Consider the following 16406-nt stretch of genomic DNA (forward strand, 5'->3'; position numbering starts at 1 on the left):
ATGTAGATAATATTGGGACGCTGCTGTGCCCAAAGGGAAGCTGGAAACATCAGCCCGGCTACCCAAGCAATTTTCAAAGGTTTCATACTGATTAAGACTGTTTTCAGGGATTATCGGGAGTTAACTGAATACTATTAATGGTTAACAATCCTCCCAACGAAACGAAACAGAATGACAAATTCCTTAAACTTCTTATAATTTCTCATTCGTCATTCCTTATTCTCAGGTACTTGAGCAATGCCTCCAAATAATAATAATCGGCATAGTTCAATGGCACGTCAATCTCGGAGCCATGAGGTAGAGAGCCAGTAGAATGCTTCAGTATGAAACCGGCATTATTTCCTTTAACGGCCAGATAGTCCTTGCCTGACAGACTTTTGAGTATCTTTTCAGCATGAATGAAGTATTTGGAACTATCGGGAACCAAGGTACTCAAATCGAGGAAAGCAGAAGCTATGACAGCAGCAGCCGAGGCATCGCGCGGCGTATTGGACATAGCAGGCGCATCAAAATCCCAGTAAGGAATGGCATCGGAGGTTGTGGTACGTCGTATAATCATATCGGCCACTTGGACAGCCTGTTGCAAAAAAGCGGTATCCTTCGTTTCTTTATAACATAAGGTATAACCATAGACTGCCCAACCCTGTCCGCGCGACCAAGCCGACTCATCGTTCTTACCCTGAAACGTCTGTTTACGTTCCACGGTACCATCGGCATTGTAACTCACTACGTGATAACAGGTATGGTCGGGACGGAAGTGATTAGCCATGGTTGTACGGGCATGGCGGACGGCGATGTCTGCATATTTCGGGTCACCTGTCAGTTTACTTACATTAAAAAGCAATTCCAAGTTCATCATATTGTCAATGATGACAGGAAAATGCCACGTGCCAAAATCCCAAGAGCGAATACATCCGATGATGGAATCAAAACGACTACATAAATTATTTGCTGTCTCCACCAACAATGGCTTGATAGTATCGTTCGGTGCCAGACGCAACGCGTTGCCATAACTGCAATTGACCATAAAACCAACATCGTGTGTACCTTTCATATAACGCACATTGTTTAATTTATTGGTGAAGCGAATAGCCTGCATCTTCAAAGAATCATTACCTGTCAACTCGTAAGCATACCACAATGTACCAGGAAAGAAACCGCTGGTCCAATCGGAGATAGTACAAAGCCTCCTTTTGCCTAACAGCTCTTTTGCCGGATTAGGGTGGATAGAATCAATGTTCACTTTGTGTTCCAACTGTTCTTCCAGAAACGGTAACTCGTAACCCGCCCATGCAGTACGCGGCATCTTCGTAGAATCGGCCAATTCGCTAGCAGTAGATAATAACTGATAAACAGCTACCTCTTCCACACTGTCTATCCATGTTCCAGCGGTAGTAGAAGTCTGATAACGACAAGCTGTCAATCCAAAAAACAAAGCGGCTCCTGCAAACAAAACTTTTTTCTTCATGTTCATGGTCTTTAGAATTCATATTATTAACAAACAACGCCGGACAACTCTTTCTATCGTCCGACGTTGCAAAGATAAAGCGTGTCATATACATACGCTTTCAAAATACGCTTTCTCTATTTTTGTCCTGTTGAAAATACTTTCAGTTTTGTCCAGCCTCCTTTCATTTTTGTACAAGCACACTGTTTATCAATCTACTTTCCGTATTCTGAGGGCAAACAACCAAAATACTTTTTAAAACTGGTAGTGAAATAAGAAGGTGTATTGTATCCTACCATTACACTGATCTCGGCCACAGTATACCGTCCCTCTTTCAACAATTTACAAGCCCGATTGAAACGTACTTTACGGATAAAATCGTTGGTCGACTCTCCCGTCAAGGCTTTCATCTTAGCATGCAAGCTAGATCTACTCATACACATTTCACGAGCAAATTCATCAGTAGTAAAATCTACATCGTCCAAGTGTCGCTCCATAATATCCATAGCTTGCTTCAACAGTTTTTCGTCTAACGGATTCAAGGCAATCTTCTCCGGTTCTATCTCCATCGACTTGGAATAGTATTCGATGGCCCGATAACGCGTACGAAACAGATTTCGTATCTTAGTCACCACAATATTCAACACAAAAGGCTTTGGAATATAATCATCAGCTCCCACCTGTAAGCCTTCCAGCTGTTCCTTAACATCGGCCTTGGCCGAAAGGATGATAACCGGAATGTGACAAGTATTCATATTCTGCTTAATAGCGCGACACAGGTGCAAACCCGTCCATGACAGGCATCATTACATCTGTCAAGACAAGGTCTACCGGCAGTTCCTTTAGCCGCTTCAATGCTTCTTCTCCGTTACTCGCCTGCACCACCTGATACATAGTACCCAATTTTTCAGCTAGATAACAACGAATATCTGCATGATCTTCCACCACCAAAACAGTTTCTTTCCGAATTTTGTCTTCCTGTGTAGATGTTCCGTCCTCATCCGACAAAGAAGCATCGACCGGTTCGTCTTCTGTGTCCACCATGTACATCTCCTGCCGATTGGTTGTGTGTACTTCTTCTATCTCTTCTGTAGTACACTGTTTTTCTTCCAAAGTGTAAGCAGATTCAACCACTGGCACTAAAACAGTGAACGTACTCCCCTCGCCTTCTTGACTTTCCATCTTGACGACACCGTGATGTAACTCCACCAGACGTTGTACCAACGAGAGACCAATACCACTACCCAAATGTTCACTATCCGCCTGATAGAAACGTTCGAATATTCTGTCTTGTTTACCAAGAGGAATACCAATCCCCGTATCCTTAACCTGTAACATCAACTCATCACCTTCCTGCCTCAATGTCACAGTTACACTTTTGCCCCTACCAGTGTACTTGAAAGCATTGGAAAGTAGATTATTTTCTATCAACTCCAAATACTCCGGATCGCAAAGAATCTTCCGGTCGTCCAAATCTGAGTCAAAACGGTAAACAATCTGCTTTTGCTGCGCCAAACGTTCATAGAAAAGAAAATTCTTCTCCATTATCTGTCGAATGGGTACAAGCCTTACTTTTAAGTGAAATACACCCAACTCGGCACGGCGGTAGTCCATCAACTGATTGACCAGATACAGCAGACGATCTGCATTGCGCCGGATGTGCTCCAACTGTCTACCCATCCAACGGTCTTGTACCTTAGCCAGCAAATCTTGCAAAGGCGCCATAATCAACGTCAACGGAGTGCGAAGTTCGTGAGATATATTGATAAAAAAGCGCAGTTTCATTTCATTTACCTCCTTTAACCGTTCTTTGTCAATACGTTCCATTTCAAGCCGTGCCTTCATGATTTTACGTGTCCAAAAGTAGCGAACAACAAACGCGATGCTACCTGCAAACGCTAGAAAAAACAGTATACTGGCCCACCAGGTCTTGTACCAAACTGGCAAGACCACTATTTCGAGTTCTGTAGGATGATCACTCCAAATACCGTCGTTATTGGCAGCCTTCACCAAAAAACGATAGTGTCCTTGCGGCAAATGGGAATAAGACACCGTACGCATAGTATGGGTCACAGTCCAGTCAGCATCATACCCTTCCAACTTGTAAGCAAAGATGTTGTGATTACCCGCTATATAGTTGGGAACTACAAAATCCAGCGAAAACATGCTCTGCTCCGCCTTGAGCGTAATACGCCTTGTACGTCCGATATGTCGTTCCAAGATACCAGTCGTGTCACCCGGATGCACAGTTTTATTAAATAGACGCAATTCTGTGAAAATCACTGAGGGAGTATAAGGATTATCAATTAGCTGGTCAGGATAAAACGCCGTCAGTCCATTGACACCGCCAAAATATATCTGTCCGTTTGCTGTAAGACAATACGCATAAGGAGTAAACTGATTACTTTGCAAACCATCCGCTGCCGTATAGTTACGACATGTTCCCATACGAGGCACGAAACGACTTAATCCTCCGTTCGTACTAAGCCACAGGTTGCCAGAACTGTCTTCCAGAATACCATATATCACATTGTTGGGCAGACCATCGGCCGTAGAATAACACACCACTTCTCCCTTGCTCTCATTGAAACGGTATAGTCCGTCACGGGTTCCCAGCCAGAATACGTGGTTAGCCTGCTCACGTATACACTGTATTTTTTTTCTCTCCAGTTCATGCCCAGCAGGAAGTAAAGACACCTGCTCCAAAGTGTTCCCCACTATACGAAAGACATGAATACTTTCTTTATCACTAATCCAAATACGCTGCTTGCTGTCTTCAAAGAACAATTGAATTTCGGATAGTTCTATAGGCTTTCCATCGGCTATCATCGGAAAATCCGTAAAGGTCCGGCTCCGTTTGTCGAAACATTTGATAGTCCGTACCGTACTTACCCACAATTCGTCTTTCCCCTTAGGAGTAAGAGTATACACACTACGACCATCAGTCACCCTATCCGACGGCATAAAGTTCTCTATTCGCCCACTTGGCACATGCAGGATACTGAATTCACCGGCATGGCTGCCAATGTACACCTCCTGTCGTTCTTCATCCACCTGCAAAGCCTTGATGTCATTCGAGGGAAGGCCATCCGCTGTCGTAAAAGCCCTAAACTGCCCCTGTTGCTTGTCATATAGGTTCAGTCCGCCGTTAGTACCTATCCACAGATTCTGTTTCTTATCCTCAACGATACAACTAATCACATTATTGTTCAACGAATTACGACCGGGCATCCGACTAATATAACGAAACCGATTCTTCTGTTCATGATAATAGTTCAATCCGCCGAAATAAGTTCCCATCCACATGCCTCCCTGCCGATCACAATACAAACTGCGTACCGATGTTTGAGACAAACTAGCTGGATTGGAGGGATCGTTCACATACTGTTCGAACGTGTCATCCTCCTGACGGTAAATATTCAAAGAAGTAAACGTGCCTACCCACAAACGGTTCCAATGATCCAAAGCCAACGAACGTACATAGTCTGATCCGATACAGCGCTCTCCTCTGGCTGTATAATGCCGTACTGTGGCATCGCTTAGGTCAAAACGATACAGTCCTTGCCCTTCCGTAGCCACCCACAAGTAAGAAGGAGCCTGCATAAGTGCGGTCAAAATCCGACAATTTTCTAATTCTTTGAATGAATACTTTCTGACTTCTTTTTTACCACCAGAATATATGTACAAGCCCTTATCTGTACCTATATAAATAAGAGAATCGCGACGAGTGAGCGAATAACATTGCTCTACATCGACAAATCCAGTAAGTTCTGCAGGTTTCGATAAGCCCTCATGAACATCGAACATATACAATCGGTTCCCAGCCAAAAACAACAGGCTCAATGAATCAACAATAGCCACATGAGTAACGGCAAGTCTTTTGTTCAAACTGTCTTTCAAACTGTAATTACGGAAAGCATCCCGATTGGCATCATAGCAAGAAAGGCCAGACTCGGTACCTATCCACAATCGGTCATGCACATCTATGTCCAGTGCATACAGAAAATCGTTAGCAAGTGTAGTCGTATCCCGACTATCGTGACGATATACTGTAAAATCATAACCATTGTACTTATTCAACCCATCCTGCGTAGCGAGCCACAAACACCCCTGACTATCCTGTACAATGTCTAGTACCGCACTCTGCGACAAACCCTCCTCCAAACCTATACGGGCAAAACTCAGCTCCGAATTGAACTGTGCCTGTGCCTTTGTCACAATCAACATAACCAACAAACAAATGGCATAAACTATTTTTTTCATAGTATACATTCTTGACATTTCGGAGCTAAGGTACAATATTTTTTAAAAGCCAACAAAAAAGGGATAGGAAAATTACTTCCCATCCCTTCCTTTATTCATCCTCTTTTTAGAAGATTATTCTTCATCCATCAAGATCTCCAAAATCTGGCAAGCAGCCTTGGCAACCGAAGTACCGGGGCCAAAGATAGCAGCTACACCAGCCTTGTACAGGAAGTCATAGTCTTGTGCGGGGATTACACCACCGGCAATCACTACAATATCCTCACGACCCAATTTCTTCAATTCGGCAATGATTTGCGGAATCAAAGTCTTATGTCCGGCAGCCAATGAAGATACGCCCACTACGTGAACGTCGTTCTCAACAGCTTCGCGGGCAGCCTCGGCCGGAGTCTGGAACAACGGTCCCATATCCACGTCGAAACCGCAATCGGCATAACCGGTTGCTACAACCTTAGCACCACGGTCGTGTCCGTCCTGACCCATCTTAGCAATCATAATACGCGGCTGACGACCTTCTTTCTTAGCAAACTTCTCGCACAACTCGCAAGCATGCTTGAAGTCGGCATCATTTTTACTTTCTGATGAATACACGCCTGAAATAGTTCTGATTATTGCTTTATAACGTCCTACTACCTTTTCACAAGCATAAGAGATTTCGCCCAAAGTGGCACGAACACGAGCTGCTTCTACAGCCAACTCCAGCAAGTTGCCTTGCTTGGTTTCCACACACTTGGTGATGGCGTCCAGAGCCTTCTGAACTTCTTCCTCGTTACGTCCTTCTTTCAGACGCTTCAGGTTCTCCAGCTGCTCCTGACGAACGGCAGTATTATCGATTTCAAGAATATCAATCGGAGCTTCCTTCTCCAGACGGTACTTGTTCACACCTACAATGGTCTGCGCACCGCTATCAATACGTGCCTGTGTACGTGCGGCAGCTTCTTCGATACGCATCTTAGGAATACCGGTTTCGATAGCCTTGGCCATACCGCCCAGCTTTTCGATTTCTTGGATGTGTTCCCAAGCCTTGTGAGCAATTTCATTAGTCAAAGACTCTACATAGTAAGAACCGCCCCATGGGTCAACGTTCTTGCAGATGTTGGTCTCTTCCTGGATATAGATCTGCGTATTACGTGCAATACGTGCAGAGAAGTCGGTCGGCAAGGCGATAGCCTCATCAAGCGCATTGGTATGCAATGACTGTGTATGTCCCAGTGCAGCAGCCATGGCTTCGATACAAGTACGGCCTACGTTGTTGAACGGATCCTGCTCGGTCAGTGACCAACCAGATGTCTGCGAGTGTGTACGCAATGCCAGTGATTTCGGATTCTTCGGATTGAACTGTTTCACAATCTTTGCCCAAAGCATACGTGCAGCACGCATCTTGGCGATCTCCATGAAGTGGTTGGTTCCGATAGCCCAAAAGAATGACAGACGCGGAGCAAAAGCGTCGATATCCAGTCCGGCTCCTACACCTGCACGAAGATATTCCAGACCGTCGGCCAAGGTGTAAGCCAACTCGATGTCTGCCGTTGCACCGGCTTCCTGCATGTGGTAACCGGAAATGGAGATAGAGTTGAACTTAGGCATCTTCTGTGATGTATATTCGAAGATATCAGAGATAATCTTCATCGAAAACGAAGGCGGATAGATATAGGTATTACGCACCATGAACTCTTTCAGGATATCGTTCTGGATAGTACCAGCCATTTCCTCCAACTTGGCTCCCTGCTCCAGTCCGGCATTGATGTAGAATGCCATAACCGGCAGAACGGCACCGTTCATCGTCATTGATACGGACATCTTGTTCAAAGGAATACCGTCGAACAAAACCTTCATGTTCTCCAGCGAGCAGATAGATACACCAGCCTTACCCACATCGCCTACTACACGTTCGTTATCAGGGTCGTAACCACGGTGTGTAGCCAAGTCGAAAGCTACCGACAGACCTTTCTGACCGGAAGCCAAGTTGCGACGATAGAAGGCATTTGACTCTTCGGCTGTAGAGAAACCTGCATATTGACGGATGGTCCAGGGACGCAGCGTATACATTACAGAATACGGACCACGCAAATATGGCGGAATACCTGCAGCAAAATCAAGGTGTTCCATACCTTCGAGGTCCTCTTTGGTATAAACAGGCTTCACATTGATGTGTTCCGGAGTTTTCCAGTCGGCCTGAATACCGTTGGCTTTCTGCCATTCAGCACCGTTAACGGGCTTGAAATTGGCATATATATCTATATTTTTAAAATCTTTTCTCATCTTCTTTGGTAGTTGACGAGGATTCAGCCGACAAGTTGCCAGGGAATTGTTCCTTGCAGCTTGTGTCCTTGTCCCCTTGTTAACTTAATAATTTAGCATTGTATTCTTTCAGGGTTTCCAATACGTTGACACGGACATGGATGAAATTCTCGATACCGGCAGCTTTCAACTCGTCCATACAAGCAGGTGCACCCGCTACGATAAACATGGCACGACCGTCCAAAGCCTTGAAGGCAGGAACAGCGTATTCAGCATATTCATCATCGCTTGAGCAAAGTACTACGATATCAGCCTTGGCAGCCAAAGCAGCTTCTACTCCTTCCTCAACCGTAGCAAAGCCTAAATTATCTACTACTTCGTATCCGGCACAAGCCAAGAAGTTGCAAGAGAACTGTGCACGTGCCTGACGCATAGCCAGATTTCCGATAGTCAGCATGAAGGCTTTCGGACGTTTGCCGGAAGTTTCAGTCTGCAGACGCAAAGCTTCGAACTCGCTTGCTGCACGGTCAAAGTTCAATGAAGGAACATCTTTCTCGCAAGTATCTTGTCCGCCACAGCAGCAAACGGCTTCCAAAGGACGTTTATCACCGGCCAACTCTGTAAAGTTAGGATACTGGTTAGTACCCAGCAGGATTTCTTTACGTTTGGCTACAGCTTCATGGCGTGCCTTGTTGCTTGCATTGACTGCTTCCTGTACCTTACCGGCTTTTACAGCAGCATAGAAACCGCCTTCTTCCTCAACGGCGAGGAACAGATCCCATGCCTGCTTAGCGATAGAAACGGTCAGATTCTCGATGTAATAAGAACCGGCAGCCGGGTCGATTACTTTATCGAAATGAGATTCTTCCTTCAGCAACAGTTGCTGGTTACGGGCCAGACGCTCAGAGAAGTCGTTCGGAGTCTCGTAAGCCTTATCGAAGGGTACTACTGTCATTGAGTCAACGCCTGCCAAAGCAGCACTCATGGCCTCGGTCTGTGTACGGAGCAGGTTTACATAAGAGTCGAATACTGTCAGATTGAATGAAGATGTTTCGGCATGTACCTTCATCTTAGCGGCACATTTGCAGTCGCCTTCGGCCAGATAAGAATCTACGATGTCGGCCCACAACATACGTCCGGCACGGAACTTGGCTATTTCCAGGAAGTAGTTAGAGCTGATACCGAAGTTAAACTTAATCTTCTTGGCTACGGTTTCAGCAGGTACTCCGGCTTCGGTCAGCAGATTCATATATTCGTTACCCCAAGCCAGTGCGTAACCCAGTTCCTGATAGATATAGGCTCCGGCATTGTTCAGGGTCAGTGCGTTTACATTGATTACGCGATATTGAGGCAAAGCAGCAGTAGCGGCAATCAAAGCCTTGGCTGTATCTACCAGGCTGCCTTTCTCCTTACCCTTGGACAACATTTTGTTCAGGTAATCGAAGTTAATAGAACCCTGCAACTTAGCCAGATCATATCCTTTCTTCTGGAAGTATTCCACCAGCAGATTGGCCAGTTCTACAACGTGTCCCTGACAAGTGGAGAAGTTCAATTCTACACAATCGGCACATATGCCTTCGAGTAACGCCTCCACGTATGCGGCGTTCAGTTCCTTGGCCTTTACATGGAAAGACAAGGAGTCGATACCTTTGTTCAGGATGTCCAGTGCCTTGGCATTGGCTTCCTTTACATCATCCACCTTGATTTCCTGACGAACCAGCCACTCGTTGTTGTCTTTTTTGTTACCTCTCAGATAAGGGAACTCACCCGGAAGAGCGTCAGTAGTCTTCAGTCCTTCAAGATCTTCCTTACGGTAGAAAGGTTTCACTTTGAATCCTTCGTTTGTTCTCCAAACGAGTTTCTTCTCAAAATCCGCACCTTTCAGGTCGGCTGTCACTTTCTCCATCCACTGTTCAGTGCTGACGGGAGAAAAGTCCGAGAAGAGTTTTTCTTTACTGTCTGCCATAGTTTATTTAAAAAATTAAAGATGAATACAATTCATAATGTCGTGAATAGACTTGCAAATATACTGAATTACTTCAAAGAAAAAGAGTTTTTAGGGAATTTTCGCACGCAATACTTACTTTATGATATAGTTTTTCTGCCAGACAGAGCTACATTCCCCGAACAGCTGACATGAATCCATCCAGCTGGTAAAATAAGAAGATATCACGACAATAGCCGATAATAGGAAAAAGAAGTTCTTTTTCTACACTCGCGCGACACAGCAAAATAAAAAGTAAGAAAAACTTTTGTTAACTCCTTTTGATTAAGTATTTTTGCGCGAAATTTCAAAAAGCACATTAATTAAGGAGTATGGATTGGTTAGAAAGTTTGTTATGGGATTCCACATCAGTCGCCCATATCGTCTGCTTGTATGCATTCGTTATTTCGGTGGGTGTGCTGTTGGGTAAGATTAAGGTTTTCGGTGTATCGTTGGGAGTGACGTTTGTCCTCTTCACCGGCATCCTGATGGGACACTTCGGTTTCACAGGTGAAACGCACATCCTGCACTTCATCCGCGAATTCGGCCTGATTCTGTTTGTATTTTGTATCGGTCTGCAGGTAGGACCGTCTTTCTTCTCTTCGTTCAAGAAAGGGGGAATGACACTGAACATGCTAGCTGTGGGTATTGTCGTGCTCAACATTGTAGTAGCACTTTCCATCTATTTCATAGCCAACGGGCAAGTGGAACTGCCCATGATGATCGGTATTCTATATGGTGCCGTGACCAACACTCCCGGTTTGGGTGCTGCCCAGGAAGCTTTGAACCAGCTGCATTACACGGGCGATCCCATCGCATTGGGTTATGCTTGTGCTTACCCGCTCGGTGTTGTCGGCATTATTGCTTCGATCATCGCCATACGGTATATCTTCCGCATCAACCTTTCGAAGGAAGAAAAAGAGCTTCAGAGTCAGGAATCGGACATGAAACACCAGCCCCACATGCTTCACCTGGAGGTTCGTAACGAATCGATCGACGGTAAAAAGCTGTTGCAGGTAAAAGACTTCCTGGGCCGTCCGTTTGTCTGCTCGCGCATTCGCCACGAAGGACACGTCAGCATCCCTAGCCAAGATACAGAATTCCACATCGGCGACCAGCTCTTCATCGTATGTTCGGAAGAAGACGCTGCTGCCGTCACTGCATTCATCGGACGCGAAATCCAGGTAGACTGGGAAAAGCAGGACATGCCTATGGTTTCGCGACGTATCCTTGTGACCAAATCAGAAATCAATGGTAAAAAGCTGGGAAGCATGCACTTCCGCAGCATGTACGGCGTGAACGTGACACGTGTCAACCGTTCGGGTATGGACCTGTTTGCCGACCCGAATCTGATTCTACAGGTGGGCGACCGCGTCATGGTGGTAGGTCAGCAGGATGCCGTAGAACGTGTGGCCGGCGTGCTTGGCAATCAGCTGAAACGCCTCGACACACCCAACATCATCACCATCTTCGTCGGCATCTTCCTTGGAATCCTGCTGGGAAGTCTCCCCATCGCATTCCCCGGCATGCCTACTCCGGTCAAGCTGGGTTTGGCTGGCGGTCCGCTTGTAGTAGCCATCCTTATCGGACGGTTTGGACATAAGCTGAAACTTGTCACCTATACTACAATGAGTGCCAACCTGATGTTGCGCGAAATAGGTATCGTACTGTTCCTTGCCAGCGTGGGTATTGAGGCTGGTGAACACTTCGTGCAAACAGTGGTCGACGGAAACGGACTGTACTACGTAGGATATGGCTTCCTGATTACCGTCATCCCGCTACTGATTATCGGAATCATTGCTCGACTATATTGCAAGGTCAATTACTTTACGCTGATGGGTCTTATTGCCGGAAGTACTACCGACCCACCTGCACTGGCCTACGCTAACCAGATTTCGGGTAACGATGCACCATCAGTAGGTTATTCTACCGTCTACCCGCTGACTATGTTTCTGCGTATTCTGGCCGGACAGATGATATTGCTGGCCATGATGTAACGGCAAAAGACAATATTCGCCAACGTCAGAAGGCGTGCTCCATAAGGGAATAAATTTCTTTAGGCACGGATTACACTGAATTTCACGGATTATTCTTATTCCTTTCCCTGTGTTTTTCTGTGTAGTCCGTGCCTAAAATCTATAATATACCAGCCATTTTTGAGTTTGACACCCTCTTTTTACGCTCCGTATCATCCGGAGCATTCATAATCTTTTACACCCAAAGAAAGTAAAAGACTGAGGGTATCACAGTCGTATACCGAGATACCCTCAGTCGTATACTTAGGGGGTCTAAGTCGTATACTGAGGCACTCTAAGTCGTATAGCATCGAGCAGAGGACACAGAACCCTCAGAATCAGCAGATTGCGAATTCACCCGAAGAGTCTGTGAGCGTAAGAAAAAGACTTACTTACAGTTATTATACGAAACCTTCGCACAGCGCACGCCAGCGCTTTCGGCATCACTTCAGTTTCAGGCGGACAAACTCTTCGATAAAGTCCACCGTCTTCTCGATGCCAAGTACGGAAGAGTCGATGCACAGATGATAAGTCGAAGCCATTCCCCACGTCTTATAACTATAATAATTATAATACTCCGAACGCTTCTTATCGGCACGGTTCATCATTTCCTCGGCTTCGTTTTCAGAAATGCCATGCAAACGGCACAGACGCGCGATGCGGTCCTCGCGCGAAGCCGATACAAACACGTTAACACAACGCGGATTGTCGCGCAGGATGTAGTCGGCACAGCGTCCCACGAAAAGGCACGATTTCTCCGCAGCCAGCTTCCTGATGACGCCGCTCTGCACCTTGAACAGGGCATCGTTGCTTAAACAGTTCATCGACGGAAGCACACCATCGCTAAAGAACGGGAAACGCATCCCGAATATGCCTCCCACCATGCCTTGCGAAGCTTTCTCATCAGCCTTTTCGAAAAACTCACGGCACAGGCCACTCTCCTCCGAAGCCAGGTTGATAAGCTCTTTGTCATAAAAATCGATACCTAAACGCCGGGACAGTTTCTCGCCGATTTCGCGTCCGCCGCTACCCAACTGACGCCCTATATTGACTACAAATTTATCCATAATCTATTTTCAGTTTTATTGCACTAGCAAATATATATATTCTGAAGGAAAACACCATCAAAAAGTAAGAAAAAGGTTGCTCACCCCATTGTTGCATCTGACGCAGCTGCAGCCGACTTGAACTTGCGGAATTGCCAAATCAACATGAAGGCCGCCACCAGACTGGCCAGAAAATCAGAAACCGGCATACTGAACCACACTCCGTCGGCCCCCCAGAAGCGGGGCAAAATCAGCAGGCAGGGAAGCAAAATCAGCAACTGACGCGACAAAGACAGGAAAATGGCCTTCCCCGCCATCCCGATACTTTGGAAAAAGTTGGCAGTCACCATCTGAAAACCAATTATGGGGAAGAACATCACAATGATGCGCAATCCGCGAGCCGACAGATCGATCAGTTCAGCATCGGACGTAAAAATGCTTACCACCAACCGGGGTACCGCCATGCCCACCACAAAGCCGAACGTCGTAACTGCCGTGGCGTAAACAATAGTCAGCTTCAGCACCTTTGTCACACGCGGATAAAGTCGGGCACCGTAGTTATATCCGGCTATCGGCTGCATGCCCTGATTCAGTCCCATCACAATCATCACCACAATATATACCAAACGGTTCACAATGCCGAAAGCACCGATAGCCAGGTCGCCCCCATACCGTTTCAGTCCCTGGTTGATAAGGATAACGATAAAGCAAGCAGCCACATTCATCAGAAACGGCGACATACCGATGGCCAGTGAATCGAACACAATCTTACGTTTCAACCGGAAAATCCCCCGATGGAAATGAAGCAGTTCGTCACGATTGCTGAACAGCCTGAACTGCCACATAAGGGCAATGATCTGAGCCAGAATAGTAGCCACAGCCGCTCCACGGATGCCCATGTCCAAACCGTAAATGAACAACGGGTCGAGAATCGTATTAATCACCACCGTAGCTATGGTAGCATACATGGCCTTCTGCGGATGGCCGGCCGAACGCAGCACCGAATTCAGTCCGAGATACAAATGCGTCACGGCATTGCCCAGCAAAATAATCTCCATATAATCGCGAGCATAAGGCACCGTCTCGTCACTGCCGCCAAAGAAGTAAAGTATCGGGTCCAGAAACGGCATCACCACCAACGTAAATCCTACACCCAGCAGAATATTCAGCACCAGCACATTGCCCAGCACCCGCTGCGCCGTCTGATAGTCTCTCTGTCCGAGCTTGACCGATATCAGTGTAGACGCTCCCACACCCACCAGCGACCCGAAAGCCGCAGCCAGGTTCATCAACGGGAAGGTAAGAGCCAGACCGGAAATGGCCATCGGCCCAACTCCGTGTCCGATAAAGATACTATCTACCATGTTGTACAGTGAAGAAGCAGTCATTGCGATGATAGCCGGAACGGCATACTGCATCAAAAGTTTACCAATGTTTTCAGTACCCAACGCCGTGGGTGTCTTTTGTTGTCCTGTCATATCTTTCTCATTTATTCAATCCGGGCGCAAAGTTACTTCTTTTTCATCGGGTAGAAGTGTAAACAAAAGGTTAAAAATAGAGAATAAAAAAACAAAGAGCATAGATAAGGCGTCCCTTTGGCGTCATTTCGAGACAAAAAATAGTATTATTAAAAAAATGTTTCGTACTTTTGTACCCAAATAGAGTGAAATTTAACGATATGAACGTTTTAGAACTAAGTGAACAGGAAATCATTCGCCGCAACAGCATGAATGAACTTCGCGCGATGGGCATCGAGCCCTATCCCGCAGCAGAGTATGTAACCAACGCTTTCTCGACCGACATAAAAGCTGAATTCAAAGACGATGACGAACCGCGTCAGGTAAGCATTGCCGGACGTATGATGAGCCGTCGCGTCATGGGAAAAGCATCCTTCATCGAACTACAGGATTCCAAAGGACGTATCCAGGTATACATCACCCGCGATGACATCTGCCCCGATGAAAACAAGGACATGTACAACACCGTGTTCAAACGTTTGCTCGACTTGGGCGACTTTATCGGCATCGAAGGCTTCGTATTCCGTACCCAAATGGGCGAAATCAGCGTACATGCCAAAAAGCTGACTGTACTGGCCAAAAGCCTCAAGCCGCTGCCTATCGTAAAATATAAAGATGGAGTAGCCTACGACTCGTTCGAAGACCCCGAATTGCGTTATCGCCAACGCTATGTCGACCTCATCGTGAACGACGGTGTGAAGGAAACATTCCTGAAGCGCTCAAAAGTTATATCGACCATGCGTGCCGTGCTCGATGAAGCCGGCTATACCGAAGTCGAGACCCCCATTCTGCAGTCTATCCCCGGAGGAGCAAGTGCCCGTCCGTTCATCACCCACCACAACTCGCTCGATATCGACCTGTATCTGCGTATTGCAACAGAACTCTATCTGAAACGCCTCATCGTAGGCGGTTTCGAAGGTGTGTACGAAATCGGTAAGAACTTCCGCAACGAAGGTATGGACAAAAACCATAACCCCGAATTCACCTGCATGGAGCTGTACGTACAATATAAAGACTATAACTGGATGATGAGCTTCACCGAGAAGTTACTGGAGCGCATCTGTATTGCTGTAAACGGTTGCACCGAAACACAGATTGACGGTAAGACCATCAGCTTCAAAGCTCCTTACCGCCGTCTGCCTATCCTCGAAGCCATCAAGGAAAAGACTGGATATGACCTCGAAGGCAAGAGTGAAGACGAAATCCGTCAGATCTGCCGTGAGCTGAAGATGGAGATCGACGATACCATGGGCAAGGGCAAACTGATTGACGAAATCTTCGGCGAATTCTGCGAAGGCACCTTCATACAGCCTACTTTCATCACCGACTATCCTGTCGAAATGAGCCCGCTCACCAAGATGCACCGCAGCAAACCCGGCCTGACCGAACGCTTCGAACTGATGGTAAACGGAAAGGAACTGGCCAACGCATACAGCGAGCTGAACGACCCGATAGATCAGGAAGAGCGTTTCAAAGACCAGCTCCGCCTGAGCGAGAAGGGAGACGACGAAGCCATGTTCATCGATCAGGACTTCCTGAAAGCCCTGCAGTATGGTATGCCTCCTACGTCGGGTATCGGTATCGGTATCGACCGTCTGACTATGTTGATGACAGGAAAAGCCTTCATACAGGAAGTATTGTTCTTCCCGCAGATGCGTCCCGAAAAGGTTACTCCGAAGGATGCACCAGCCAAGTACATCGAACTCGGCATTCCCGAAGAATGGGTACCCGTTATCCAGAAAGCCGGCTATAACCAGATTGCCGACATGGCCAACGTCAACCCGCAAAAGTTACATATGGACATCTGTGGCATCAACAAGAAATATAAACTTGAGCTGAACAACCCGACCGTCAACGACGTAACGGAATGGATTGGCAGAATTAAGAATTAAT

Annotated in this window: 9 protein-coding genes; 2 read left to right on the forward strand and 7 right to left on the reverse strand. The window is 46.5% G+C overall.

The features are described 5' to 3' along the window. Nucleotides 1-202: 202 nt before the first annotated feature. The 5 genes from Q3C19_RS14550 to mutA all read right to left on the reverse strand — a co-directional run bounded on the left by Q3C19_RS14550 (nt 203) and on the right by mutA (nt 9917). A complete protein-coding gene (locus tag Q3C19_RS14550) occupies nt 203-1474 on the reverse strand; it encodes a DUF4995 domain-containing protein (RefSeq protein WP_288180063.1) in 1272 nt (423 codons plus the stop codon). Nucleotides 1475-1662: 188 nt separating this feature from the next. Beyond that, on the reverse strand, nt 1663-2202 hold the full coding sequence (locus tag Q3C19_RS18455; RefSeq protein ID WP_368045241.1) for a helix-turn-helix domain-containing protein: 540 nt from the start codon (nt 2200-2202) through the stop codon (nt 1663-1665). Between the two features lie 7 nt (nt 2203-2209). Next, complete coding sequence (locus tag Q3C19_RS14555) at nt 2210-5710, reverse strand: two-component regulator propeller domain-containing protein (RefSeq protein ID WP_368045242.1); 3501 nt, start codon at nt 5708-5710, stop codon at nt 2210-2212. 114 nt (nt 5711-5824) lie between these two features. Beyond that, on the reverse strand, nt 5825-7972 hold the full coding sequence (gene scpA / locus Q3C19_RS14560) for a methylmalonyl-CoA mutase (RefSeq protein ID WP_302730238.1): 2148 nt from the start codon (nt 7970-7972) through the stop codon (nt 5825-5827). Nucleotides 7973-8051: 79 nt separating this feature from the next. Further along, on the reverse strand, nt 8052-9917 hold the full coding sequence (mutA, locus tag Q3C19_RS14565; RefSeq protein ID WP_022163235.1) for a methylmalonyl-CoA mutase small subunit: 1866 nt from the start codon (nt 9915-9917) through the stop codon (nt 8052-8054). Nucleotides 9918-10267: 350 nt separating this feature from the next. On the opposite strand from mutA, the gene Q3C19_RS14570 reads away from it, so the two are divergent. Then, on the forward strand, nt 10268-11932 hold the full coding sequence (locus tag Q3C19_RS14570; RefSeq protein ID WP_071148752.1) for a putative transporter: 1665 nt from the start codon (nt 10268-10270) through the stop codon (nt 11930-11932). Between the two features lie 461 nt (nt 11933-12393). Here the strand turns inward: Q3C19_RS14570 and Q3C19_RS14575 are convergent, their stop codons facing one another. Together Q3C19_RS14575 and Q3C19_RS14580 are read right to left on the reverse strand one after the other, a co-directional pair. After that, nucleotides 12394-13017, reverse strand: coding sequence for an AAA family ATPase (locus Q3C19_RS14575; RefSeq protein WP_302730241.1), 624 nt, complete (start codon nt 13015-13017; stop codon nt 12394-12396). Between the two features lie 80 nt (nt 13018-13097). Then, nucleotides 13098-14474, reverse strand: a complete 1377-nt coding sequence (locus Q3C19_RS14580) for an MATE family efflux transporter (RefSeq protein ID WP_071148750.1) — start codon at nt 14472-14474, stop codon at nt 13098-13100. A gap of 200 nt (nt 14475-14674) precedes the next feature. Here Q3C19_RS14580 and lysS point away from each other — a divergent pair, with 200 nt between their 5' ends. Further along, nucleotides 14675-16405 (forward strand): lysine--tRNA ligase, encoded by a 1731-nt coding sequence (gene lysS, locus Q3C19_RS14585; protein ID WP_071149354.1) that lies wholly within the window; start codon nt 14675-14677, stop codon nt 16403-16405. The last annotated feature ends 1 nt before the right edge of the window (nt 16406 follow it).

The sequence above is a fragment of the Bacteroides sp. ET489 genome (assembly GCF_030518095.1).
GTDB classification, from domain to species: domain Bacteria; phylum Bacteroidota; class Bacteroidia; order Bacteroidales; family Bacteroidaceae; genus Bacteroides; species Bacteroides ndongoniae.